Source organism: Pseudemcibacter aquimaris, assembly GCF_028869115.1.
Lineage (GTDB): Bacteria > Pseudomonadota > Alphaproteobacteria > Sphingomonadales > Emcibacteraceae > Pseudemcibacter > Pseudemcibacter aquimaris.
In genome coordinates this window covers 1,790,182-1,817,007 of sequence record NZ_CP079800.1, presented here as the reverse complement: position 1 = coordinate 1,817,007, position 26,826 = coordinate 1,790,182, and the positions used below count along the sequence as shown (strand labels likewise).

The window sequence follows — 26,826 nt, the reverse complement described above, 5'->3', positions numbered from 1 at the left end:
TGAGCATTATATACTTTTTTCGGATAGACACCGTCATTAAATCCTTAAACTTAATCGCAGCGCAGGACAATGGCGGGATGGGTTCGTGCGGTTTTTAGGACGTGATAACAGGATGTCACCGCAACCAATGACACCGTTGTAATTGCCGTCATGCCAAGTAGCGTACCGCCAAGTTCAATGCGGGATGGGAATAGTTCCAGATATTTTGTGGTAAGCAGATACCAACTGATCGGTAAACCCGCGATTAATGACAAGATAACCGGTCGCGTGAATTGCCATAATAATAAGCGAACGATTTGTGCGCTGCTCGCCCCTAATACCTTACGGACGCCAATTTCACGGCGACGAGAGGCAGATAAAAATGCCGTCAGTGAATATAGCCCCGCGAGTGCCAGTATGATCGCAACAAGTGCGACACCGAATATGGCGGATGTTGTGCGGCTTAATGTTTCAAAGGCTTGCTCGCGTACAATATCCAACGCCAACACGCCCACACGGCGCCCCGGAAATATTTGGCCCGCGATATTTTCCACAGATTTTAAATCCATCGCTTCCGCGGAATTAAAGGCAATAACCAATGCTTCGAAATTCCGTGGTGATATATAGAATACAGAAGGCATCACCGCCTGCATTGGGCCACCCAGTCTTAAATCCGGAACCACGCCCGCCACTGTCATCACGATATTGCGGTTTTGCCCTTGGTAAAAGCTTTTGCCAATGGCGTCCTCTACGGACCCTAACCCCAATAGGGCGACGGCGCTTTCATTGATGACCACATTAACGTTAATTTCAGTATCACTTTCGAAATTCGCTGGCATAACGAGCTCGTCACCGCTCTGGGTTTTCGAAAGATATCGCCCCGCCAGCAAATCAATGCCGATTTGTTTCATATAATTGCCATCAACAATAATCCTCTGCATTTGAAGATCATCATCGGCAACCTGATTTCGGAAGATGCTGATGCTGAGTTCAGTGGAGAAGGGCGGTAAATTAGTGCGGGAAACGCTTTTAACCCCATCCAGCCGTTCAATTTGTTCTGCGATCAGGTTCGATCTTTCCACATCGATTCCTTCGACCACAGCAAGATGCGATGTTTCCGGTTCAAAACTTGTTTCAAGAAGGTGCCTGTTTTGAAAAATAACCACGACAACCGCCAGCAATAGGGCGGAAACAACAGTAAATTGAAGCGTGACCAAACTTTTACGCAGCCACGTGGCAGAATGGCTTAGCTCAATTGACCTATGAAGCGTAATGCCACGAATTAAGCCATTAAACAGGAACACGGGATAGGCGCTGGATAATAACCCTACAAAAAGCGCGACCATAATTAATTCAATAACCAGTGAAAGACTTATTAAATCATTAAAGATAAAATTTTTCCCCAATAAATCAGCAACCCACGGCGTTAAATCAATCAGCAGCATCATCGCAAACATAAGCGCCAGCAATGCATAAAGGATGTTTTCCATAATAAATTGTGTTGAAAGCTGGGTTGGTGTTGCACCAAAAATGCGGCGCAGGCCGATTTCGCGGCTACGGTCCAACATGCGTGCGCTTGATAAACTGATGCTGTTTAAAACGGCGATGCCAAGGATCAAAATACCGACTGATTTTGCGATTAATAACGCCGGAACACCGGTTCGTTCCCATGCCAAGATATTCATATCCTGTAATGGCCTAAGGATCACATTGGTGAATATTTCCCTTTTTTCCTGATCAAGGTTTGCGCTAAGAACATCATTCATTTTATTTTGAAGCAATGTTTTGGAAACGCCGGGTACTAATTGAATATAAGTCTGGATAGAATTGGAAAGATTATCCCATTCGCCTTTGGCGCGCCTGTTGGTTAGGGGCTCATAAAGGTCAATTGGTAATATGGCATCTAGCCCGTTATTTTTAAAATGGCTATTGTCCGGTAAATCTTGGAATATGGCGACGATTTTGACCATTCTGTCATCGCTAAGGCGTAAATCTTGTCCGATCGCGGCATCGACCGAACCAAACCAACGCGTTGCCTCGCTTTTGGAAAGGGCCACTATATTTTGATCTGCCCCATAACGTGACACATCACCCGCCAGAATGTTCAAATCAAACATATCAAAAAATGATGCGTCAACAAATCTGTAATCAACGGGTAAATGTTTGTCCAAATGGTGCGTGGCCAATGTATAGGTCGCGACGCGTGTTGCGGCACTTATTTCCGGAATGCTGTCCTGGATCATATCCACCATGCCGGGGAAGGTGGTGTAAACGACCGTGAGGCCAAAATAATTTCCGGGTTTTAATTCCGTGTTCACGACCTCGATATTGTCGGCATTTTTGAAGAAACCATCATAATTTGCTTCATAAGATGAAAAGGCAGTGGCAAATGCAAAAAGAGTAAACCCGGTCACCAACCCGATAACATTCACAAGGAAAGATATCTTGTCCTTTAACACGCCGCGCCATGCAAATATAAAATAATTCTTCAGCATTCTTACTTTTCCTATGTGTAGCTCTTTGTCCTAATTTATTAGGATTTTAACTCCTAATAAATTAGTAGTTAGCATGTGTCAAGTGTGGATTTTGTTGTTTGTGGGGAAGATGAAGGAAGGGGGCGAGAACTAATGTGTATTAACACCAGTTGAAAACTCTGGATCTATATTTGAGTATTTTTTGGCAAGTGAAGTCAATTTTGCTCTTGTATCTTCATCAAAAAAGAGTGATGTATCATCTGAATTAAATTTTTTTCCGTCTTCAAATTCTAATACTAGACTTGGAATTTCAATAATGTTTCCGTTAGGCGCATATGCTTTAGAATATAAGGTTATTTTGTTCACTGTCGATAGATCAAAGACTTGATAATTGAAACTTAGGTAAGGAAGGTAATAAAGTATATTATCAATTATTCTTACATGAATTAACGAGCCTAGCAGTAAAAAAGTTAATGAAAGTAATTGCAGCGGACGGAGCAGCCTTTTTTGGAGTTTTATTGGATCGATTTTATATTGAATTGCTTTGTAAGCGGCATATTTTTTATAACTCATTCCCCCTTTAGATAAGCCAATTAATCTCAATAATCTTAAACCGGTGTATGTAGATAGCCCTAATATAGGAAATATCACTGGTACCACAGACATCCAGATTAATTTGATTTCATTATCATTAATCATTGAGCCTATCAGGATGTTGTTGCCCCACCAAAATCCAAAAACAAGAAGCACAAACAGTCCAATAAAGGTACCGATAATTATTAAAAATCCTAGTATATCCCAATTAACTGTGTTTAAGGTTTGTTTGTTTCCAATTAACTTGGAAAGTGTAGGTCTATTAAATCTACAAGTATATGCGACCGCGGCTGTCGCGGGTGCTGCTAATAGTCCCCCGACTACGCCAGAGTTGATGTCGCTAAAGTACTGCCAAAAAAACTCCAAAAAACAGCCCCATGTATGCAAAAATATTGTTTAATTAAAATAACTAACAAAGAATATCGCGGATAGATAATTGTTCAACTATTATTTCATACGCATATAATCATATATGATAACGTGCTTTAAACTTTGGTCATTTATGTGCATAATGTTTATAAATAGGATAATGTTTTTTGGGGGTGTTTTTTAAATGAAATATATTCTGATCATTGCAATTTCTTATTTTTATACGATAGGTGCGCACGCGTTATCTTTAGCGACCCCGGATTTTAAAAAGATAGCGGCAAGCGCGGAAAAAATTGCAATAGTCAATATCTTGAAACGTACGTCATTTGAAAATGAACAAGGTGAGTTTTGCGGTTGGTTGCTTGATTTAGAAGTCGATGTAGAAATCAGGGGTGGTAAAGAAAACATAAGCATATTTATATCAGGTTTTGAAAATTTGATGAAAAACACAGATCGTTTATTTGTGATGTTAGATGAACGCGACAGCAGAAAACCTAAGTTCAATCAAAGCTGTATAGAACGACATGTTAATGCAAAAGTAGCGGATTATTTTGTAGGACAAAATGACTTGTCTGTTAGTCCAATTGATAAATATCTTCAAGAGCAAACGGGGGGTGATTGGTTGATGTATTATAGGAACCCTATGCATAATGAATATACCTATTTTGTCGATTATTATTCCCATTTTGTCGATTATAACGAAAACCCATATTATCCACATGCATCTATGGGTGTTTATTTATTGGATATCTTAAAGGATAATTGGGAACTCTTTAAAGCGCCAAAGATAGTAGGAAATGAATAAAAAAAATTATGATCCAGTAGGATTATTTACTTCATACTTAGTAATCTTTTTTATATTTAAAATATGGATAGGTTTATACGCAAATAATATTTGTTTGTTCAAAAGTATTAATCAACAGTGCAACACATTGGGGTTACAATGAAATTCATCATAAAAATCGTCTTTTTTTACTTTATCTTGAATAGTTTTGTATTCTCACAGGACGAACGTGTGGTTGCATCAAATGATTTTTCTTTATCTGGTTCAATCACTCAAGTCATTAATGCCGAAGATGTCAGAAATGTAATAATTAGATGTTATTGCCCTAACCAAACAATTAAAAAGAATAATGATGATAAGAGCTTAAAGCTTATCATTCAAGCAACCCATGACAGCGTCGGTTATAATAGCTATCAAGATATACCAAGTGAGATAAATTCAAATATGTTGCGTTTTCACGAACGTATAATCGAAGACAAAATCGTGCTTGAAAGCCAGGAATTTACATATATTCATCATGCTTTTAAAATCGATGATCTTATTATTAATGCACCTTCTGATTTGATAATCAAAATAGAACCTATTTCAGAATTAGAACTGGAAGGGCGAAAAATTAACGAGTAAAAATACGCCTGAACACCCTAACGTTGAACTCTCTACAATTATGGGTTACACTTTGCCCATGGGGAATTCAATTTTTGATATAGATATATTTTCAATATATTCTGTCTGGGAACTCATGGGCTTATTTGTCGGGGTTCCTTTCGCGCTTTTCGGATTATATCATTTTCTGAAAATGGAATTTAAAACTTATAGTGCACTGAACCTATTTACGGTTATTTCGGTGATATCGGCGGTGTTGCTCGTCAATGAAGTACGCGTTCGCCATTTCCTGGGCACATCAAGTGCCGACCAAATGGTGAAACAGGCCGATGATTTATGGCAGGTGAGTAAGGTACGCCAGTCATATGAAACCCTTGAAAATGCCATCGAAGTCGCCAATTTTCAGCGTGATGAAAAAGCATTGATCGACGGGTATATGCGCATCACCGACCGATATTTCGTTCAGGAAAATTATAAAAGGCCCGTGCGGTTCAGCGCGTTAGAGCGCGAATATTTAAAGCGCACCCATGAACATTTAAGTCGTTATAAAAAGGGCGTTTTTTCCGACGAGGCCGTTTATTACCGCGATATTGATTTTGACGTGTTTGACGAAGAACGTGATGAAACAGAAAGACTTTTCTATCAAAATCTGCATGCGTTAAACCGTGACCGCAATAACCGTTTTCGCGATAACCTGTTTTATTCAACGGTGCCGATTACCGGATCGATAAAAGAAGACATGGACGCCACCCGCGAGGCATATATGCGCGCGGTCAATGTCATCACCCTCGCGATGCAGGTGGAAGACAACATCATCCCAAGTTCCCTGCTTGGAAAATATTACCATGCCATGTCCACGTTAGAGGAAAACATGGGTAACGACAGGCGTGCCTTTGATTATATTCAGAAATCAAAATATTACTGGAATGATTTTAGGCCAAAAATACAAGCCGTGCGCCTTGCGTTTAAAGTCGGGTATGATGACGATGCACACGCCATGGTGAATGAAATCGTCACCGCGCACCTTGACAGCGGCATCGCGGAAAACGAGATTTTCGTGCTTGAGGCCGCAGCCCTGGAATACGCCCATGATCATCTGCATCATGCACGCGGTGTTTATGAAAGCCTGCAAAGCCATCTTGCGGGGGATCTGCGCGGGTTTGATAATGAACTGCATCAGGTTAATCAGGACCTTGGCCGCGCGCAGCAATCCCGCGCGTATCTTTATCCATTTTTAAATGATGTCAAAAGCATCCGGAACCGCATGGTGAATGTTGACAAAGAACTTGATCATATCAATTACCGATTTGCCGAACTTTCTACCGCAAAGGAAATCGAAAGTAAAACGGTGGAAATGCGTGGACGCATGGACCTTGCCATTGATTATATGTTCGAAGCCGTGGGCCATGCCGAGGACGCAGGGCACAAAGTGTTACAATTTAAACATCATTTAAGGCTCGCAAAACTTTATAATAAATTGGGTTTATTTAGTGAAGCGAGAGACCACGCGTTACTGGCGCGCGGTATTCATAACGGCGATAATTTCTTGCTTGTCAGGGATGAGCCGGAAAATGACCTCGCCCGTCATTACCCCGTGTTGCTTGAGGCGCAGTTAGGGTTAGGGGACCTTGAGGGCGCAGAAGAAACATTGATGATCTTACAAGACCTTGGCCGCAGCCGCGTATATGAATTACGCCAGCCCAACACCGAAATGATCGAATATTTAAAGGGTAAAGTGTATTACCACGTTAAAACCGGGGAAATGATGCGTGCGCAGCTTTATCATGATGACGCGGTAAAATATTTGCTCGATTTCACCGCCGCCAACGGTATCCCGTTAAAGGCGGACATATACCCGGACCTTATGTTCGCGAGCAATAAATACGAACGCCACCTGATTGAATTGATCCTGCTTGGGGATCAATTATTCAAGAACGGCGACGTTCCCGGTTTTCTAATAACAAAAACGCAGCGACATTAAAGACGAGAATACACCCGAGCGGGATAAAAATTTGTTTCCCGTTCGGGGTCGTCATAAAGCCGGTGATGATGGATGCGTGGATTAACAAGACGATAATGCGAAAATGGGCGCGGTAATCATGTTGTGATCTGGCATCATTTTTAAACATATAAAATGCGATCAACTGCACGGGCAGGTAAAATGATTTTATATACCAAATAAAAAACACCGACCCCGTCGCCGACATTAACGTCATAAAATCCGGCATAATGCGATGCGCCATATCATATTCAAACGGATAATAATTATACCCGTAAATCATCAAGCCCACGAAAAGCCCCAAATAATCCGCCGTCGTGAAATAAACCCAATACCGCGTCCAGAAATTTTTCTGTACGGTAATGCCGCGTTTATAAGAATAACCCTGTGATACCGATTGCCCCATATTCATCATAAAACCCCCTTGAATTGAATGGATGGCACAAATGATCGCTTAAAAGGGGGGATGTGTCAAGTTTGGGGGAAATCATAGAAAATTTTAGCATTTGATGAATCGTAGATATTGGGAACATTGAATTTATTGATAAGGATAAAATTGAAATTCTTAAAATAGGCGTTTTCAGAAGTCTTAAGTCTAGTGGTTCTGGGGTTTCTTTTGAAATTTAAAAATTGGCTTGCGTATAAGTTATTCTTATGTAAGAAATAATGCGTATTTTTAACATAACTAATTGGGGGATAACGATGAAAACTCGTCTCAAAATTTTTTCTACTATTATAATGTTAGCAGCTTTGTCTGCTTGTGGTCCTAAGGATATTCAGCCTATTCAATCTCTTTCAGGTGTTGATACACAGCAATTCAATTTGGTCAATGTCAACGTTGGTCTTAGCCCTGAATTTGTAGCCAGAGTTGAAAATGATATTGCAGAAGAAGAAGAGTATATCGCTACTCAACAAAAGCGTATTGATACCCCAACAGGTAGTACAAGTTTTAGAAAAAGAGAAAACGCTAAAGTGGCTCAAAAAAATATCGAAAAGTCACAAAAGAAAATTGTATCTTTGAAAGAAGAAATGACAGCTGTCGAAGTTGATATTAGAGCCGGAATTAAAGAAGAATTAGCGGGTAAATTTTCTGGCAATAGAGACATCGATCTTGATGTGTCGATTAATTCATTTGCTTTAACAAATGGTGCGTCGGTTGTCTTAATCGGCGGTAGTGACAGCATGACAGGCCTTGTTAAAATCAAAGATAATCAATCAGGCGATTTATTGGGACAATATCATATTACTGATATGGATACGAATGCGGCTGGTGGCCTTCTTGGTTTAATGGTTCGTGGCAGTGATCCTCGAGGCGATATGATCAAGCAATTCTCTGAAAAAATCGTTGATGTTCTTTCTGGAAAATATAGTGACTAATAAAAGTAAACTGGTTTTCCGTGCAACATCAATCATTGGCATATTAGCAGCTCTTAGTGGCTGTTCATATAACCAAAGCACAGAAGAAGTGAGAAGTTATCTTAACTATCAATCACTGGCAGAACAGAACAAACAGGGCGATTATAAAGCTTTAATTCATAAAGAAGCAAAACTATCTGGTGATGCGCAAATAATTGGCCAGTTTTGTAGTGCCCATAGTTATCCTTATGATATTGAAACATTCTTTGATGAAGCCGTTTCTACCGTTCTTGATAAAGCATATCAAAATGTTGACCTGGAAACTGTGGAAAATTCAATTGAAAATGTCGGAGATAACAATAATCAAGTTGCTATCAACGTTGATCCTGCTTCGGTACGCATAATGTGTTACGCGGCAAAAGAATATAGTTGGGAATGTATTGCAACAACAAAATTATCCGCTACCGTTGTTAAAAATGTGAATGAAAAGTTTGACATTGATATTGAAACAAGAGAAATGCGATCCGCAGGTGGCGGCTGTGGCGGCGGCGCTGATGCTGTTTCAGTATCAATTGGTAAAACGGTTAATAGCTTTAGCACGCAGCTCTATGATATTTTAAAAAACGGTAATAGCGTTGGGGATTAATATATTTTCTTAATCCTCTAATGCCCTCGTTTGATCAGGGTTTTATGGAATAAATTAAAGGGCGGTGCAGTGCATCGCCCTTTTGTTTTTACGGTAACGTTGCCGTAAAAAAAACAGAACCACACCCCTCATACTCTGGCTCGTCCCGAGTATCTCTTTAAAAGCATGAGACCCACGGGTGGGGCCCGAGGGTGACGAGGCGAGGGATAAAAAACATATCCCATATCCGTCATTACCCGACTTGATCGGGTAATCCAGTGAAACAAAAAAGCACGCGCCCTCGCGTTCCATTTTCTATAAGGTGTGACTACGTCACGCTTTGTTTGCTGGTACTGGATACCCGCCTTCGCGGGTATGACGGTGAGGAGCTTGTAAGGTTTCTTTGTTTGATGGGGGCGTTGCCCCCGCGCTCGCGCGCTTCCCCCTACGCGAAAACGTTCGCGCGGGCCACTATAATTATTATTAATGGCGGCCCGTTCTCAGACCTCAAAGGAATGAGGTCTTCGGGGATCATAATTGGATGGTGCGGTGTAACAAAAAAGGGCGATGCAATGCACCGCCCTTTGTTTTTTTTGTTGTGACGTTACCGTCTATTCTCTCTCATACACCACTTTACCGCCAAGGATGGTTTTCATTACTTTGGTGTCCATCAGTGCGTTATCTGGGACCGCGGTAATATCCTGTGACAGGATTGCGATGTCGGCTAGTTTGCCCACTTTGATCGATCCTTTGATGTCTTCTTCGAACGCGGCGATGGCGTTGCCCATGGTGTAGCTGTAAAGGGCCACATCGCGGGTATAGACCTCGCCACCTTGGAAGATGGTACCGTCCGACAGTTCGCGTGTAACAGAACATTTGAAACTTGCGATCGGGTCGATCTCGTCTACGGGTGGATCAGTGCCGTTTGTTGGTGTCAGGCCTGCTTCATAAAGCGTGTTAAACAGGTAACTGCGCTCTAATGTGCGGTCTTTACCAAGGCGGTCTTCGACCCAGCCACCATCGGAACAGGCGAAAATGCCCTGCGCCGCGGGGATCACGTCATATTTCGCGAAACGCGGAATGTCATCCGGGTGGATCACTTGCGGGTGTTCGATACGCCATCTTAAGTCCGCATCCGGGTTGGCTTCTTTAATCGCGCCGTAAATATCCAATAGTTCACGCGTGGCGCGGTCACCGATCCCCTGAATGGCCATTTGATAACCATATTCAAGGGCAAGATCAGCGGATTTCTTAATGTCATCCACCGGAACCACGTTAAGGCCGTAACTTTCCGGCATGTCTGTATATGGCTCCAAGAGCCAGCCGCCATGGGTACCAAGGGCACCGTCAAGCACCTTTTCACCAATGCCGCGCACGGTCAGGAAGTTATTACCATAACCAACCATGCGGTATTCTTCGAGCTTTCCGGGCAGGGCGAGCTCTTCATACGGAATGTCAAACGCCATCCAGAGACGTACTGGAATGGTGCCTTCGTCGGCCATTTTCTTTAATAAATCAACCTCGGCATATGTGGTGCCAAGGTCCTGAAACGATGTAATGCCGTATTTAAGGCTTTCTTCACCGGCGGTAATGATGGCGCGGCGTAATTCTGCCTCTGCCTGTTCCGGTGTGCGTAGGGCTTCATAATCCGCAAGCGCCGCGCGGATGGCGTCCTGTGCCGCTTCGCGCATCATGCCGGATGGTGTGCCGTCCGCCTTAAGAACGATTTCGCCGCCCTCTGGTGGAACGGTGCTGCCGTCGGTGTTGGCTGCATCCATGGCCGCCTGATTGGCGAAAACCGCATGACCGGATGTGTGAATTAACATCACCGGGTTATTCGGGCTTACCGCGGAAAGTTTATCATGAACGGGAATACCGTCCACAAGGATGTCTTCCTTAACGGTCCATTTGTCCTGATGCCAGCCACGACCGACAATCCATTCGCCGGGTTCTGCGCCCGCTACTGCGCGTTCGACCTTATCAACGATGGCTTGCCAGCTTGTATCATAACGAAGTTCTAGGCGGTAAAAGCTGTCACCATAACTGGTGTAATGGCCGTGCCCTTCGATGAAGCCGGGAATGGCGGTTTGACCGGACAGGTCGATGACTTCTGTATCGTCACCAATCCATGCGGCGATTTCGGCGCTTGTGCCAACGGCGGCGATTTTATCCCCGACAATGGCGATGGCTTCTGCCTTGGGCATGTCTTCTTCAACGGTTAAGACATTACCATTGGTTAAAACCATATCGGCCTTGGGTTCAGTGTCGTTTGCTGCTGGCGGGGCAGAGGTTTGCTCCGACCCACAGGCGGCAAGCACCATGGCACCCATTAGAATGATCAGTTTTTTCATATTTCCTCCCTTCGAATATGAATTTAAATATCAAGATCGGCTGCCTTGGCGGCGTTCTCCTGAATGAATTGGAACCTAAGTTCCGGTTTTTTACCCATCAGACGGTCCACTTGTTCCGCGGTTTCCAGTCTGGTGCCTTCTTCGATGACCACTTTCAACAATGTGCGCTTGCCCATTGTCATTGTGGTTTCCTTAAGCTGTGCGGCCGGCATTTCACCAAGACCTTTAAAGCGGCTGACCTCAATCTTACCGCGGCCGGTAAACTCGGATGCCATTAATTCGTCCTTATGGTCATCATCACGGGCGTAACGCACGTGGCCCCCTTGGGCGATACGGTAAAGTGGCGGTTGCGCCAGATATAAATGACCGTTTTTAATCAGTTCCGGCATTTCCTGATAGAACATGGTAATCAGCAGCGTGGCGATATGGGCACCGTCCACGTCCGCATCGGTCATGATGATGACTTTTTCGTATCTTAAATCATCATCTTTATATTTATCGCCGTTGCCGCATCCAAGCGCCTGATTAATATCGGAAATTTCTTGATTGGCGCGAATTTTATCGCGGGTGGCCGATGCCACATTCAGGATTTTACCACGGATCGGCAGAATGGCCTGCGTTTTACGGTCGCGTGCTTGCTTGGCACTGCCGCCCGCACTGTCACCCTCCACGATGTAAATTTCTGTGCCTTCTGCGTCACCGTTACTACAATCGGCGAGCTTTCCTGGCAGGCGTAATTTACGTTTTGATGTGGCGGTTTTACGTTTGACGTCCTTTTCCGCGCGGCGGCGCAGACGTTCTTCAAGACGTTCTAACGCCCAGCCCAGCAAATCATTGGCCATGGCGGGTGAACCGGATAACCAATGGTCAAAATGATCACGCAGCGCATTTTCCGTTAGACGCTGTGCTTCCGGATTGGTCAGCTTGTCCTTGGTTTGGCCCTGGAATTGCGGGTTTTTAATGAATAATGAAATTAATACGCAGGCGCCGTTGAAAATGTCTTCGCCAGTTAGGCTGGCTGCTTTTTTATTACCGACCAGTTCGCCATATGCCTTGATGCCCTTAAGAAGGGCGGAACGTACACCGCTTTCGTGGGTGCCGCCTTGTGGGGTTGGGACGGTGTTGGTGTATGATGAAATGCTGCCTTCGCCGTACTCGGGCCATGTGATGGCCCATTCGATTTGGCCTGCTTCTTCGGCCAGTGGCACTTTACCGTGGAAATTTTCCTCGGTCACGGTGCTGCGTTTTTCGGTCAGCACATTCAGATAATCATTAAGACCACCCGGGAAATGAAGTGTTTCTTTTTCCGGAATGGTTTCTTTATCTTTTTCCGCGATCAGGCTTGGGTCACAGGACCAGCGAATTTCAACACCCTTAAACAGATATGCTTTTGACCTGGCCATTTTGAAAAGCGTGGCGGGTTTAAACTTGGTTTTTCCCTCGCCAAAGATTTCATGGTCAGGCAGGAATGTGACCTTTGTGCCACGGCGGTTTGGCGTCGGACCCTGATTTGCAATCGGGCCAAGGGCTTTACCGCGGGCGAATTCCTGCGTCCAGATTTGTTTATCACGGGCGACTTCGACTTTCGTCCATTCGGAAAGGGCGTTTACAACCGAAATACCCACACCATGAAGACCGCCGGATGTTTCATAAACCTTGCTGTTAAATTTACCACCGGAATGGAGGGTCGTGAAAATCACCTCTAGCGCGGATTTATCCTTATGTTTTGGATGGGGGTCGGTTGGAATACCGCGGCCATTATCGGTGATGGTTACCGAACCGTCGGCGTTTAATGTGATGCCGATGCGGCTGGCGTGTCCGGCGACGGCCTCATCCATACTGTTATCAAGGACTTCTGCAACCAAATGATGGAGAGCGCGTTCATCGGTACCACCGATATACATCCCCGGGCGCATACGAACAGGTTCAAGGCCCTCTAATACTTCAATGTCTTTAGCGGAATAATCGGCGGTCGCGGCCGATGTTTCAAATAAGTCAGTCATGTGTTGTTTTGTGAACTCGGATAAAAATTATTTAATCTGTTTTGTTACCCTATAGAGTATGATAAAAAATCTCAACACCCAGATATTGAAATTGGATGTTTTTTTGGCATATTGATCGGAATTACAGTTTCAGGATATAATAATACAACATGGACGAGATAGAGCCCATAAAACCGAAACGCAGAAAACCAACGCTCAAATATGCGATGGGGGCCTTTTATTTCCTTTTTATCGGCTTTTGTGCCGTGGGGATTTTATTAAAATGGAACGAATTGACGCGTAAAGAACAATATCGTTACGCATACCACGAGGGCACCATTTCAACGGCAACCCTGCCGTATGAGGGGCCAAGCTTTCTTGAACGCCTAACCAACCGTTATACCCGTAAAGCACCACCGATAAAATTACCAGAACGTAATGATCGCGCCGGACAGCGATGGCAAAAATTTGCCGCAGCCCCTGTACCCGTGCCAGCGGGGCATGATACGGTGGTTATCGTGATTGATGATCTGGGTATTGTAAAGGACATGACCGCGGAAATGATCGACATGGATGTGCCAATGACGCTGGCGTTTTTACCATACGCAAGCGACGTCAGCCCACAAGCAAACCGTGCTTATAATAAAGGGCATGATATTTTGGTGCATATTCCAATGGAACCTAAAAGCCGCCTTGATCCCGGGCCAAATGCACTTCTTTCATCGACGCCCGTTAATGTGCAGATGGACAGCATTCATTATAACTTAAGCCAGTTTGAAAATTACATCGGTATCAATAACCATATGGGCAGCCGTTTCACCGAAGATAGTAGCGCGGTCAATAGGTTACTGGGCGTTGTTAAAGATAGTGAACTTTTGGTTTTAGACAGTAAAACGACCCCAAACAGCGTTCTTGAAAGCCTTGCGGATCAAAATGAAATTCCGGTGATCAACCGTGATGTGTTTCTGGATAACACAGAAGACGAGCAATATATCATGGGCCAGCTGGCGCGACTGGAACGTATCGCAAAACAAACCGGAAATGGGGTTGCCATCGGCCATCCATATCCGGAAACCGTGGCGGCACTTAAAAAATGGTTACCAACCCTTGCGGATAAGGGCATTACGGTTGTGCCGATTTCACAAAAGGTAAGGGAAAAATACGCAGCCACACTGCTCGCGAAGAATCAATAAAAACAAGAAGTTATTAAAACAATCAAGGAATAAAACATGAATCCAATCGAAGCCATAACAAGTGTTTTTTCAAATTATACGAATTTTAGGGACCGTGCCTCAAGATCAGAATTTTGGTGGTGGTGGCTTGCCAATATAATTTTTTGTTCTATCGCGTACACAATAGCAGGTGATATTGGAAGCGGAATTTATGTGCTTGCGATCTTTATACCTAATTTGGCCGTTACCGTACGCCGTCATCATGACGGAAACCGCAGTGGATGGTGGATTTTATTAGGTATTATACCGTTTATCGGGCCACTTGTACTATTGTTCTGGTACGTTTCAAAAGGAACAGAGGGACCAAATCAATATGGGCCGGACCCGCTTCGTCCGGAATATGGTGACGAATACCGTTATTAAAATGTGATCACCCATTTGACAGTTTAGATTTTCTCGCATAGGGTTTCGTCACAAAAACTTATAGAGGGAGATTTTTAATGGAACTGGTATCACTGGTTATTTTAATTGCATTACTCGAATATATTTATTTCGCTGTTCTTGTGGGTAAGGCGCGCGGCACATATGGCGTTGACGCACCGGCAACCACAGGCGATGAAACATTTGAACGTTATTACCGCGTGCAAATGAACACAATGGAACTGCTTGTCGCGATGATTCCAGCGATGTGGGTGTTTGCGACACATGTACGTGCCGATGTGGCCGCTTACGCTGGTATTGTGTTTATCGTTGGCCGCTTTATTTATTTAAAAACATATGTGGCAGATCCGAAAAAACGCAGCCTTGGTTTCGCGTTAAGCATCCTGCCGCTGCTTGTTCTGATCATCTGGGGCCTTGTTTCCCTTGGTATGGGTATGGCGTAAGTTTTTATTCAATAAATATATTGTCATATCCCAGTGATGGGGTATGACAAATCAAATCATTTTGCCTCATTCATTACCGCTCGGGGAGGGCGGCATACGCAAGATCAAGATAATGACCAATCAAATTCGGTAACGGATGTTAAGCAGCTTGGGTTGTGGGCATCGATTGCCAGCCTTTCTTATGTTTTCTGGATATGCGGTGGCATGGAAATGGTTGAGCGGCTTGCCTATTATGGGGCGCGGATGGTCAGCGGGCTTTATGCGACCGATGCCGCATCAAACGGTGGCGTTGGCATGACCGAAACCGAACTGGGGACAATATTTCTCGTTTGGGCGGTGATACAAACCTGGACACCGGTTTTTACCGGCGGGTTATCGGATCGTTACGGATATAAAGAAACGATTTTCTTTTCCACTGTGTTTAAAATTCTTGGTTATTTGCTGATGGCGATGCTGCCCACATATTGGGGTTTTATGGCGGGGGCGGCGACGGTTGCATTTGGTACCGGTATATTCAAACCCGGCATTCAAGGCACCATCGTTAAGGCCACATCACGTAAAAACAGTTCAATGGCGTGGGGCATATTCTATCAAACGGTGAATATTGGTGGCTGGATCGGCCCGCTTATCGCCGTCCGGCTTCAGGTTTTAGCATGGGATCAGGTATTTTATGCCTGCGCAGGGATTATCAGTTTAAATTTCTTGTTGCTTCTTACTTATAAAGAACCGGATAAGCAAGCCCGTCTTGAACGACTTGCACAGGCAAAGGACGAAAAACCGTTATGGCGGGAAAGCCTTGATGAACTTAAAAATCCGGTACTGATTTGGTATATCGTACTATTCAGTGGCTTTTGGGCGATGCTGATGTTTTTCTGGGACATTGCGCCGCTTTATTTCCGTGATTGGGTTGATACCGTGCCGTTGGTGACCGCATGGTTTGGTGCGGATGGTACAAGCAATGAAACGGCGATTTTTCTGCTTGGAATGAGTGAAGATGGCAAGGTGATCACGCCCGTGGGGCTTGTCAGTTTTAATTCAATGTTGATTATGACATGCTGTTTTATTGTTGCTGGCCTTTCCGGAAGACTAAAGGCCGCAAACAGCATGGCCATTGGTACATTCCTCGCGAGCAGCGCTTTTATCATCATGGGATCGTTAAATGCGGCCTGGATTATCGTGCTTGCGATATTCTGTTTTTCCATTGGGGAAATGCTGTCATCCCCGAAATCAAGCGAATTTATGGGCAATATCGCCCCACCAGATAAAAAAGCAATGTATCTTGGCTTTTCACAAATGCCGATTGGCATCGGCTGGACGGCGGAAAGCTTTTTTGGCCCTTATCTATACGGCAAATGGTCATCCAAGGAACAAATCAGCCGCGAAGTATTATCGGAGCATGGCTTAAGCATATCCGACATTGACGCTATCCCCGTCGGTGAAGCCTTTGATCATTTGGTGATGGTCAGCGGTGAAAGCGCCCGTGTCATCACAGAACAGCTTTACATGACCCATAACGTCGGCGGGATTTGGTACCTCATGGCCGCCATCGGCATCATATCCGCACTGGGTATGTATCAATACGGCCGCTGGATGTACCGGATTGCCATAGTTGATGCATAAAAGCGTAACGTCATACTCGGGCTTGTCCCGAGTATCTCAAGACCCTCGGATCAAGTCCGAGGGTGATGGAAGAGGGGGTTACTCATACCTTAATGCCTTAATCGGGTTTTCTTTGGCGACTGAATATGAATTGCCGGCAACCGTTGCCCATGCGATCAGTAGGGCGGTGAGGCCGGCGAATAGGCATAGTGCGATGATGATCATATCATCGATGCGGTATACGAAGCTCTCAAGCCATCTGGACATGGCAAGATAGGCAACCGGCCACGCGATGATGTTTGCAATGATCACTGGTTTTGAAAATTGGAAGATCAGCATTTTGACAATTTGAATGTCACTTGCGCCCATGACTTTACGGATGCCGATTTCTTTTGTGCGGCGTTCTGCGGTGAATGAAGCCAAGCCAAACAAGCCAAGACAGGCAATGAAGATAGCAAGGCCACTGAATGTGGCGAACATGGTCATTTCGCCTTCTTCTTTTTCGTATTGCCCCGCAAGGCTATCGATCACATGTTCATATTCAAATTCAACCGTTTGTAACTCTTGGTTCCAGATGTTGCGAACATCATCAACGATTGAAACAGGATCGCCTGTAAAACGAATGGAAAAGGTGCCAAATCGTTCCACGCTTAATTGGAATACTTCGGGTTTGATTTCATATTTAAGGCTATCAAAATAAACATTTGGAATGACGCCGATGATTTCAAATTCTCTTTGGAAATTTCCGTCGTCGCCAATGTCTTGGTATAGATATTCGCCCACTGCCTCTTCAGGGGAACTAAAACCATAACGTCCAAGCCCGGCTTCGTTGATCATGACCGCGCCATGTGCGCTTGCGCCATTTTTGATGTCATCGTCATCTGCGATGGCGTCCGGCCTGTCTTGGTTATATTCGCGCCCCGCCAGAAGTTTTACGCCATATGTTTCAAAAAAACCGTATCCTATCATCGTGTTGTTGATTACGGTGCTGTCGTTAACATCCATATCAGCGGTTCTGTATCCGGTGATGTTTGCGCCCTCTCTGCCGGGTCTAAGGAAAGACGTTGTGACGGATGTCACATTGGGTAAGCGTTCAAATTCAGTGATCAGTAGCTCTCTTTTTTGGCTAACCTCATCACGCCATCCGCCATATACCATCAACATGTTTTCTTCATCGTAGCCGAATTCAATGTTTTTGGCATATTGCATCTGTCCGTAAACAACGGCGGTTGAAACAAAGAGAGTGATTGAAATGGTGAACTGGAATATGACCAGTATCGACCTTAATGAACTGGATGCCTTGCTTTCTGATGATTTATTGGCCCTAAGAATGTGTGCGGGTCTAAAATTGGATAAGAAGAAAGCAGGGTAAACACCCGCCGTTAATCCAATTAAAACGGCAAATCCCAATAATTCCAGAATATCCACAGAGATATAATTAATATCAAGGGATTTGTTAATGATTTCATTGTAAGTGGGTAATGAAACTTCGACGACCAAAAGCGCAATGAATAACGCAATAAAGGTGATCATCAGGGATTCACCAAGAAACTGAATGATCAGGTTTTTTCGTGATGCACCCAGAACTTTACGCAAACTAACTTCTTTTGCACGAAGGCTCGCGCGTGCGGTCGACAGGTTCATAAAATTAATCGCAGCAATGATTAAGATTAGAACGGAAACAGACGCAAATATGATCACCATCGTCATATTGCCTTTTGGTTTCCACTCGCCAACGCCGGTGGCTTTTAAATGAATGTCCTTAATATTCACTGCTTCTAAGAATATCATTTCCGAAATCTTTTTGTCTTTTACGTTTTGCAGGGCAATGAAATTTCGTTCGACAAAGGCAGGTAATTGATCATTAATAACGGAAATATCCGTTCCGTCTGTCACAGAAAAATAAAATTGGTTGGATAAAGAAATCCAATTTGTAAAGGTTTGCGTCTCGGTCCAGTCGTCTGGATTGACTAAGCCGATCATTTGAAAATCAACCATGCTGTTTTCTGGTGTGTCTTCGATGACGGCGACGACCTCGTAATCGCGTTCATAAAGTTCAAAATCCGCCGGGATGATTTTGCCAATTGGGTTGTCGTTGCCGAAATATTTTTCGGCAAGGGTCTCATTAATGATGACATCAGTCGTTTTGGTGAGCGCATTATCAAGGCTTCCTGCGACTACATTAAAGTCAAAAATATCAATAATTTCTTTATCAGTAAGAATAAAATTATCCTGAAAATAAGTGTTTCCAAACTTGATGTTAGGGGTGCGGCGCATAAGTCTGGCGGCATGGGTGACTTGCGGGAAATCTTTCATGAAACTATCGCGCATAATGGCGGGCATCATGACAAAATTTACCGTTTCCATACCAGGGACGGTGGCTTCGAATTGCGGGCGGTAGATATTATCTGCGTTTGCCCAGAATGTGTCATAGGATAGCTCATCCCGAACGAACAGGGTAATAAGCATCACCGCCGCAAGCCCGATGGCAAGCCCCATAATGTTGATTAAACTGAATAATTTATGGCCAAGTAGATTTCTATATGCAGATTTGAAATAATTCGTAAGTAACATGTTTCCCCCATACCCCATTATTTATGACTGATGATAATGATGAATAGTAAATTGCTGTGTGGTTTATATTTACTCATACCGTAACGCCTTGATTGGGTTTTCTTTGGCGACCGCATATGAATTGCCCGCAACCGTTGCCCATGCAATCAGTAGGGCGGTAAGCCCTGCGATTAGGCATAGTGCAATAATGATCATACCATCAATGCGGTAAACGAAGCTGTCCAGCCACTTACTCATCGCGAGATAGGCAACAGGCCATGCAATGATGTTGGCTACGATGACGGGTTTTGAAAATTCGAAAACCAGCAATTTAATGATTTTCCATATGCTTGCGCCCATGACTTTGCGGATGCCGATTTCTTTTGTGCGGCGTTCAGCGGTAAAGCTAGCCAGTCCAAATAACCCAAGACAGGCAATGAAGATCGCAAGAGTAGAAAAGGCAGCAAACATGGTCATTTCGCCGCGTTCACGGGCATATTGTTCTGCCAGTGCATCTTTGGAAAAACGATATTCAAATGATGCCCCTGGAAGTTCCGAATTCCACACATTGCGCACTCTATCAAGAACTGCCATCGGATCCCCGGCCCAGCGGATAATGACGAAATAAGCACGTTTGTGAAACAATTGGTAAAATTCCGGTTGTACTTCGGTTTTAAGGTCATTGAAATGCACGTCATCAATGACGCCGATGACTTCAAATTCGGCTTCAAGGATTTCTTGTGACCCTTCGTTATCGATGCGGCCAACATTCATATACATCAAACGGCCCAATGCCTCTTCTGGTGTGCCAAAGCCTAATTTCCGTACGGCAGATTTGTTTAAAACAAGGCTGGCTGTGTATCCTTCACCAGCGGCGAGCATGTCATTGGTTGGCCGTTCATCATTGGTGCCGCGTTCATAATCACGCCCTGCGATAAGCGGTATATCGTGGGTTTTCATGAAATCATAGCCAACTTGTCTAAAGCTAAGCATGATGGGTTCATAATCACTGGTTTTTTCAATGCGGATCGGGTCAAGAAATTCAAAATTTGTGCCCGGAAACCCACTATCGGAATAGGTAACACCGAGGACACCTTCTTGTCTGTAAAGGCGTTCTACGATGATATCGATATTTTCAATCAAGTTTCGTCGGTCATTACCAAACACCGTCAAAAGATGTTCGCGGTCATACCCAAGGTCTTTTGACTGTGCATATTTCATTTGGGCGTATATGACGCCCGTGGAAACAAATAATGCAATTGAAATGGAAAATTGCACCACCACCAGAATAGAACGAAATCTTATGGATGCCTTGCTTTCGTTTGATTTGTTGGCTTTCAAGGTCATGGCAGGATGGAAGCGTGATAATACGAATGACGGGTAAAGACCGCCTAATAAGCCGATAAATACAGTAAACAGAAAGATATAAATTAAATCAGCGGACATATAATTAATGTCCATCTCTTTGGATATTACATCGTTATAAAAGGGTAACGTGCCCTCAACGATAATCAAGGCAATAGCGAGGGCGAAAATGGTCAGTAATATACTTTCGCCAAGAAACTGAAATATCAGGTTTTTGCGTGTGGCGCCCATGACCTTGCGAATGGCGACTTCCTTGGCGCGGATGCTTGATCTGGCGGTGGAAAGGTTCATGAAATTAATGCTGGCGATCACCAAAATTAAAAACGCGATCACGGAAAATATCATCACGGTTGTTTTGTCGCCCTTGGGGCCAAATTCGAACGATTCACCCTGAATATTTAAATGCAAGTCTTTGATATTCATCGCGGTGATTTTTACCACGTCTTCCGGTTTTGTGTCGGGGCCGGCGAAAGGAACGCGTGGATAATGCCTGCTGATGAAGTCAGGCATTTTTGCTTCGACATTTTCAATGGATGCACCGGGTCTTAAATGGATGAAGGTCATCGTGAAATTGCGGTACCAAGCTTTTAACATATTGCCGCCAAAAAGATCTTCGTTAAACAATGTGATCCCTTGCAATGGAACCATTGTGTTTGTTGGCGTGTCTTCAAATACCCCGGTGACTTTATATTCCAGTGGTTCGCGGCCCAGCTCGATGGTCAAGGTTTCACCAATGGGGTTTTTATCACCAAATAATTTTGTGGCCTGTGTTTGGTCCACTATGATGCTGTTTCTATCGGGCAGGGCGGTTTCGGCACTACCGTGAATGAAATTTAACTCAAACATATCGATGGCGTCGGGATCGACCAGATCAACCCAAATTTGGCGTCGTTCATTTCCAAAGTGAGCAACAGTGTTTGCTTTTAAAAAACGGGCGACATGTTCAATTTCCGGGAAATCTTCTTTTAAGGCGGCGGCCATGGGTGGCGGGGCGCTGTTATAATATTCAGGGTCCTTTCCGGGTACATCGAATTGAACATGGATGCGGTAAAGACTGTCTGATTTTTCCCAAAATGCATCAAATGATAGTTCATCCTTAACGAATAAGGTAATCAGCATCACAGCAGCTAGTCCAATTGCAAGGCCCATGATATTTATGAAAGTGAATAATTTATGCCCCAATAGATTACGGTAGGCCGACTTGAAATAATTCCCGATTAACATTTTATCCCCCCTGAATACATGGTTGTATGATCTTTATTATAGCAAGTGTCGGTAGTACATAATAGAAATGTGTCTCAATTATGACGTAAATAAGGCACCCCTCTATAACCGGTAAAATGTTTGCACTCTGTGGGGGATAAAGTCTGTCCCATTGGTTAAGTGGTAATGAAATCACAAGCGGTGAATCTGGTCATTCAACCATGTTCATTCACATTGTCGCTCCACTTACCGGGACATGTCATATCCATATTCCACAGAGTGCAAATCCTGTCGCCAGATGCGCAGCACACCAGTGGTCGCGACAATTGGGCCGCCGTATGTACAGATGGAGTTCGCATCACAATTGTTGGTGACAGAAGAAACTGTTTTTTTACGTACTTTATTTTTGAACTTAATAAGTAAGGGGGCGCGACGCGCAGAATTGACTATTGCTTTAAATTTCATAATGCCCCCTTATGTTTTCGTGTTTTGGTTTATAAGTCCTAATTAATTAGGATGTAAACGATTACGCATCGATTGTAAATAGCTTTTATAAAAATATTTCAATTATTAGATGCGGGGAGTGGGGTGTTTGGATGCAAGAAAAGAATTTTTTAGTCTAACGCAGCAAAAGTCACCCTCCGACTTGATCGGAGGGTCCAGGCGTATTGATAAGATGCGTAAGACTACTGGATACCCCGATCAAGTCGGGGTATGACAGTTTATACAATAGCGTTTAAACCTGTGCGACGCGTTTGTCGAATTCGGTCATCATGTGCCATGCGGCTTCGATGGCGCCGGTCATCCATGCGGCGTGGAATGGTGCCATACCACCACCGGAGAAAATCACACGCTTTTCGCCCTTAAGAACGATTGGAACGTTCTTGCGGCGTTGACGGGCACTGCGGAAGCTTGATGAACCACCAAGGGCAAATCTGTCTCTATGCCATGATTTTGAAATCGCTTGACCGTTATAATGTTTACGGAATTGGCCCGGATGGAATTTTTCACCGCACATCAGTGAATGTTCAATACGTTCCGCGATTGACATGTTGGATAGCTCAACACTGCCGCCACCATATTTATAGTTGGTCAACATCACATCACCGTTTTTACCGAACAGGTTCGATGACGGGTATGATGTTTGATAATGGTTTTCGATGTCGGAAAATGTTGCGCCGCCATAAATCGTGTCATCTTCTTCCCAGAAACGGCGGGTAAATTGAAGACCGATTTTAAAAGCAGGGGCACTGGTCGCCCCCTTAAGTGCGTCTTTGATATCTGCGCTGAAGTTATTTTCAATGTTTGAAAGCACAGAAAACGGGATAGTGGAAATAACGAAGTCCGCTTTTTCTTCGCGGATTTTACCGTTCTTCATATCTTTTGTGGTTACGGTCACGTCATCTTCGCTATGTTGAATGTTGATGACTTCTTTATTGTATTTGATCGTGCCACGTTTCAGTGTTTTTTCCATGGCGAATGGGATTTGGTCCATACCGCCTTTTGCTTGATACATCACTGCTGGATGGTCGGCCGTTAACCAACGTGCGCCTGATTTAACCTTTAACAGTTCCGCTAGGGCGAATGGCTCGGAAAGCTTACCGCCATCCATAAGAACGCCTGGGTATGCTTCTTTTTCATGGCCGCGTGCGCGGTTTGCGCGGTAATTTAATTCCTTACGGTCAAGAAGGCCAGTACGGCTCATATATTCCAGAAGTCTTTCTTTATCTTCTTCCGTTAGGTTTTCATCAAGGGCGCCACTATTTACCGCTTTCGCAAGCAGTTCCTGAATGTTTCCGGCACGGTCCACGTCAACCTCTACCTGACGGACGCATTTTCCTTTAAGCGGGCCATCAATATTTTCTGAATAATAATAGGCGTGTACCGATTTGTTGATCATTGGTTCCAGTTCAACACCCAGTTCACGACAATAATAAATCACGGCCTTATGTTCCGCAGGGATACGCCATGGGCCAATATTCAGATAATGATTATGTTCAAAACCGCAAACCTGACGTTCGCCGCCAACTTCATGAATGACTTTGCCTTTACGTGCTGACTGACAGCGGCCACCGGAATGGTCACGGGCTTCGATAATCTGGCATTTATAACCCTTTTTACGAAGTTCCATCGCGGTGACAAGCCCCGCAAGACCGGCGCCAAGGATGATAACCTTTTTGCCTTTACCTTCTGTTGATAGCTCGGGTGGTGTTTCATATTCTGACGCTTGCACCATTTCAAGGCCGGACATGGCCGTATAAAGCGCAGCCGAACCACCGATCATTCCGATTTTTTGAAGAAAATCACGCTTGCTGATGCCAGCAAATTCATTTAATTGGTCACTCATATTGTAATCCCTGATATTGTCCCATACTTCGTTTGGATGTGTGATAGCACATATGATATAACGTAACAATAAAAAAATGGGACTTTTCAGCGAAATTATACCACAAATGGGGTATGTTTGTCATTTTTTGGGGGAGTTTGCAACTATCATCAGTCGTCACCCTCCGACTTGATCGGAGGGTCCAGGCGTATTGATTGGATGTGTAAGACTACTGGATACCCCGATCAAGTCAGGGTATGACAGAAATATTGTGTACCCTAAACCCGAATTTCCATATGAACCTGATGCATGCCCGGACCCCAACCGTTTTCAACTTCACTAACAATCGTGGCACCATGTTTTTCAAAGAATTTAAAGGCAACATGACTGGTGGCGATTTGTATGGTTTTTACACCGAATTCACCAGCCTGTTTCAACACATCATCCATGATCATGGTACCAAGGCCAATACCTTGCGCATCCGGATCAAGCAATATCCACTGCAGGCGGCTGTCTTTATTATCTTTTTCATAAAGGCCGAATGCGCCAACGATCTTGTCATCATGAACACAAACGCGATACCCATCCGCATATTCATCAAGAAATTCCAAATAATCATCCCGTTCGTTAGGGGCAAAAAAATCGGGACAGTTTTTATCGAAAATCGATAATACTGCATCACGGTCTTTTGATTGATATTGGGTGATGTTCATAAAAACTCCTAATTAGTCATACCCCGACTTGATCGGGGTATCCATACCATTATAAATCTTTTTTTGTATTGGATTGCCCGATCAAGTCGGGCAATGACATAAGCTATTAATTAAATCTGTGCGGCGCGTTTGTCCAGTTCGGCGATGGTGACCCATGCGCCTTCGATTGCGCCGGCGAGCCATCCGGACAGGCGCGGTGAAATGCAATCACCGGAAAATAGCATTCTATTTTGTCCTTTAAGCAGCGCCGGAAGCTTATTCACGCTATCGCCGCGCCAGCTTGACCAGCCGGATTTATTGTATTTTTCGTCTTGCCAGATAACACCAGCGGCTTTTCCGTTAAAGTTTTCACGGAACTGTCCTGGATGTAATTTTTCACCGACGCTTAACATAAATTCTGTGCGTTCTGCCATTGTCATGTCGCTGAAGCTATCGGCACGTGGGCCAAACAGATATCCGGCAAGAAGCACACCGCCGTTGGTGCCGTGCAGGTCTGCGGATGGATAGGCAAGAGTGCCTGCCATGCTGCTGGTGGATACACCGCCGTAAATCATGTCTTCCGTTTCCCAGAATCGATTTTTCATTTGAACGCCGAATTTGGCCACGTGGCTAGGTGTTGGGGCGTTCATGGCTTCGATGATGTCAGCGCTGAAATCATTGTCGATACCGGTCACAACCGCAAACGGGATGGTGGAAATACAGAAATCACCGCTGATGCTCATGGCTTCGCCGCTATTTGTGTCTTTATATTCAATGTTTACCGCATCACCATTTTGGCTGATTTTCGTGACTTCTTTATTCAGGTGCAAGACACCATTTGGCAGCGCATCACGAATGGCGAATGCGATTTGGTCCATACCGCCGACCGCTTGGAACATACAGGTTGGATGGTCAGATGTTAACTCACGCGCCGCCATGTTCAGGTTCAAAAGATCACTTAACGGGTAAGGATCAGATAGCGTGCCGAAATTATCGCCGCCACCCTTATATGATGAATAGCCACGGATGATATTTGCCTGATATTCAAAGGTTTCATTGTTGATCAGGCCCATGCCCTTAAGATAGGTCAGTAACTTTTCAATATCTTCTGCGGAAAGCATGTCATCAAGGGCGCCGCCCTTGGCACATTTGGCAAGCAGTTCCGCCACATATCCCTTACGGTCGGATTCCATATGGATGCGGCGCACGCGTTTTCCTTTTAACGGGCCGTCGATGGTTTCTGAATAAAGATAGGATTGCGTGCTGTGGTTTAACATCACCTCAAGCGGGACATTCAAACTTCTGGCGTAATGTAGGGTTGAATGATGTTGTCCGGGAATGCGCCATGCACCTTGGTTTAAATATTGGCCGTGATCGAAATCACATGTGTGGGTGCTTCCGTCCTTGAAGGTGGTCTTGGTACCTTTACGTTGGCAGCTGTTACGGCCACCGGCGAAATCGCGGGCCTCTAATATGGTGCAATCATATCCTTTTTTCGACAGTTCAAGCGCGCTTACAAGTCCGGCCATTCCGGCCCCTAAAATGATGACTTTTTTGCCGTTGCCGCTTGTATGAAGCATTGGTGGGGCCTTCATATCTGATGCCAGTGAATGGTCAAGGCCACCCAGTGCCGCCATCACAGCAGCCGATCCGCCGATCATCCCGAGTTTGGTTAAAAAGTCACGTTTTGTGAATTGTATATTGCTTGTTTCGGTCATTAAGTCCTCCATTATCTGTAAGACCCCAAAGCCCTGCCGCCCTTCTTCAGGAGGGGTATTTTTGTTATGTGAATTTAGTATAGCCACAACTATAGGTGCTGTGTCAAATTAGCTTAACTTAACGATGATGAATTATAGATGAAATTTTTCACTTTCCCCTTGTTAAATAAAGCTTTTCGCTGTTATGATCACAAAAAA

Annotated in this window: 20 protein-coding genes; 10 read left to right on the top strand and 10 right to left on the bottom strand. The window is 44.4% G+C overall.

Annotation, left to right across the window (positions count from 1 at the left end; translation table 11 throughout):
• Positions 1 to 50: 50 nt before the first annotated feature.
• Both KW060_RS08590 and KW060_RS08585 read right to left on the bottom strand, forming a co-directional pair.
• A complete protein-coding gene (locus KW060_RS08590) occupies positions 51 to 2,474 on the bottom strand; it encodes an FtsX-like permease family protein (RefSeq protein ID WP_249034404.1) in 2,424 nt (807 codons plus the stop codon).
• Positions 2,475 to 2,603: 129 nt separating this feature from the next.
• Positions 2,604 to 3,413, bottom strand: a complete 810-nt coding sequence (locus KW060_RS08585; protein WP_249034403.1) for a hypothetical protein — start codon at positions 3,411 to 3,413, stop codon at positions 2,604 to 2,606.
• A 187-nt stretch (positions 3,414 to 3,600) separates the two neighbouring features.
• Here KW060_RS08585 and KW060_RS08580 point away from each other — a divergent pair, with 187 nt between their 5' ends.
• The 3 genes from KW060_RS08580 to KW060_RS08570 all read left to right on the top strand — a co-directional run bounded on the left by KW060_RS08580 (position 3,601) and on the right by KW060_RS08570 (position 6,784).
• Positions 3,601 to 4,221: a hypothetical protein gene (locus KW060_RS08580; protein ID WP_249034402.1), complete on the top strand. Its 621-nt coding sequence runs from the start codon at positions 3,601 to 3,603 to the stop codon at positions 4,219 to 4,221.
• Positions 4,222 to 4,359: 138 nt separating this feature from the next.
• Complete coding sequence (locus tag KW060_RS08575; protein ID WP_249034401.1) at positions 4,360 to 4,824, top strand: hypothetical protein; 465 nt, start codon at positions 4,360 to 4,362, stop codon at positions 4,822 to 4,824.
• Positions 4,825 to 4,939: 115 nt separating this feature from the next.
• Positions 4,940 to 6,784, top strand: coding sequence for a hypothetical protein (locus KW060_RS08570; protein WP_249034400.1), 1,845 nt, complete (start codon positions 4,940 to 4,942; stop codon positions 6,782 to 6,784).
• On the opposite strand, the gene KW060_RS08565 is transcribed toward KW060_RS08570, so the two are convergent.
• Complete coding sequence (locus KW060_RS08565; protein ID WP_249034399.1) at positions 6,732 to 7,217, bottom strand: hypothetical protein; 486 nt, start codon at positions 7,215 to 7,217, stop codon at positions 6,732 to 6,734. The genes KW060_RS08570 and KW060_RS08565 overlap by 53 nt on opposite strands.
• Positions 7,218 to 7,504: 287 nt before the next feature.
• On the opposite strand from KW060_RS08565, the gene KW060_RS08560 reads away from it, so the two are divergent.
• Positions 7,505 to 8,179, top strand: coding sequence for a hypothetical protein (locus tag KW060_RS08560; RefSeq protein ID WP_249034398.1), 675 nt, complete (start codon positions 7,505 to 7,507; stop codon positions 8,177 to 8,179).
• Positions 8,172 to 8,804, top strand: a complete 633-nt coding sequence (locus tag KW060_RS08555) for a hypothetical protein (RefSeq protein WP_249034397.1) — start codon at positions 8,172 to 8,174, stop codon at positions 8,802 to 8,804. The genes KW060_RS08560 and KW060_RS08555 overlap by 8 nt, the downstream gene beginning before the upstream one ends.
• Before the next feature lie 590 nt (positions 8,805 to 9,394).
• Here KW060_RS08555 and KW060_RS08550 read toward each other — a convergent pair.
• Positions 9,395 to 11,134, bottom strand: a complete 1,740-nt coding sequence (locus tag KW060_RS08550) for an amidohydrolase (RefSeq protein WP_249034396.1) — start codon at positions 11,132 to 11,134, stop codon at positions 9,395 to 9,397.
• Positions 11,135 to 11,157: 23 nt separating this feature from the next.
• The gene (gene parE, locus KW060_RS08545; RefSeq protein ID WP_249034395.1) at positions 11,158 to 13,137 is read right to left on the bottom strand and encodes a DNA topoisomerase IV subunit B; all 1,980 of its coding nucleotides are present in this window, start codon (positions 13,135 to 13,137) and stop codon (positions 11,158 to 11,160) included.
• A 149-nt stretch (positions 13,138 to 13,286) separates the two neighbouring features.
• Here parE and KW060_RS08540 point away from each other — a divergent pair, with 149 nt between their 5' ends.
• The 4 genes from KW060_RS08540 (at position 13,287) to KW060_RS08525 (ending at position 16,792) form a co-directional block, all read left to right on the top strand.
• On the top strand, positions 13,287 to 14,309 hold the full coding sequence (locus KW060_RS08540; RefSeq protein WP_249034394.1) for a divergent polysaccharide deacetylase family protein: 1,023 nt from the start codon (positions 13,287 to 13,289) through the stop codon (positions 14,307 to 14,309).
• A 36-nt stretch (positions 14,310 to 14,345) separates the two neighbouring features.
• Complete coding sequence (locus KW060_RS08535) at positions 14,346 to 14,711, top strand: DUF805 domain-containing protein (RefSeq protein WP_249034393.1); 366 nt, start codon at positions 14,346 to 14,348, stop codon at positions 14,709 to 14,711.
• A 77-nt stretch (positions 14,712 to 14,788) separates the two neighbouring features.
• On the top strand, positions 14,789 to 15,172 hold the full coding sequence (locus KW060_RS08530; RefSeq protein WP_249034392.1) for an MAPEG family protein: 384 nt from the start codon (positions 14,789 to 14,791) through the stop codon (positions 15,170 to 15,172).
• A 36-nt stretch (positions 15,173 to 15,208) separates the two neighbouring features.
• A complete protein-coding gene (locus KW060_RS08525) occupies positions 15,209 to 16,792 on the top strand; it encodes an MFS transporter (protein ID WP_249034603.1) in 1,584 nt (527 codons plus the stop codon).
• 78 nt (positions 16,793 to 16,870) lie between these two features.
• Here the strand turns inward: KW060_RS08525 and KW060_RS08520 are convergent, their stop codons facing one another.
• Both KW060_RS08520 and KW060_RS08515 read right to left on the bottom strand, forming a co-directional pair.
• On the bottom strand, positions 16,871 to 19,345 hold the full coding sequence (locus KW060_RS08520) for an ABC transporter permease (RefSeq protein WP_249034391.1): 2,475 nt from the start codon (positions 19,343 to 19,345) through the stop codon (positions 16,871 to 16,873).
• Positions 19,346 to 19,414: 69 nt separating this feature from the next.
• The gene (locus KW060_RS08515; RefSeq protein WP_249034390.1) at positions 19,415 to 21,913 is read right to left on the bottom strand and encodes an ABC transporter permease; all 2,499 of its coding nucleotides are present in this window, start codon (positions 21,911 to 21,913) and stop codon (positions 19,415 to 19,417) included.
• Between the two features lie 165 nt (positions 21,914 to 22,078).
• On the opposite strand from KW060_RS08515, the gene KW060_RS08510 reads away from it, so the two are divergent.
• Complete coding sequence (locus KW060_RS08510; protein WP_274757236.1) at positions 22,079 to 22,315, top strand: hypothetical protein; 237 nt, start codon at positions 22,079 to 22,081, stop codon at positions 22,313 to 22,315.
• A gap of 313 nt (positions 22,316 to 22,628) precedes the next feature.
• Here KW060_RS08510 and KW060_RS08505 read toward each other — a convergent pair whose 3' ends face one another.
• From KW060_RS08505 to KW060_RS08495, 3 genes are all read right to left on the bottom strand, one after another.
• Entirely contained in the window at positions 22,629 to 24,239 is a 1,611-nt protein-coding gene (locus tag KW060_RS08505; protein ID WP_249034388.1) for a flavin monoamine oxidase family protein, read from the bottom strand.
• Positions 24,240 to 24,496: 257 nt separating this feature from the next.
• A complete protein-coding gene (locus KW060_RS08500; protein WP_249034387.1) occupies positions 24,497 to 24,931 on the bottom strand; it encodes a GNAT family N-acetyltransferase in 435 nt (144 codons plus the stop codon).
• A gap of 110 nt (positions 24,932 to 25,041) precedes the next feature.
• The gene (locus tag KW060_RS08495; protein ID WP_249034386.1) at positions 25,042 to 26,628 is read right to left on the bottom strand and encodes a flavin monoamine oxidase family protein; all 1,587 of its coding nucleotides are present in this window, start codon (positions 26,626 to 26,628) and stop codon (positions 25,042 to 25,044) included.
• Between the last annotated feature and the right edge of the window lie 198 nt (positions 26,629 to 26,826).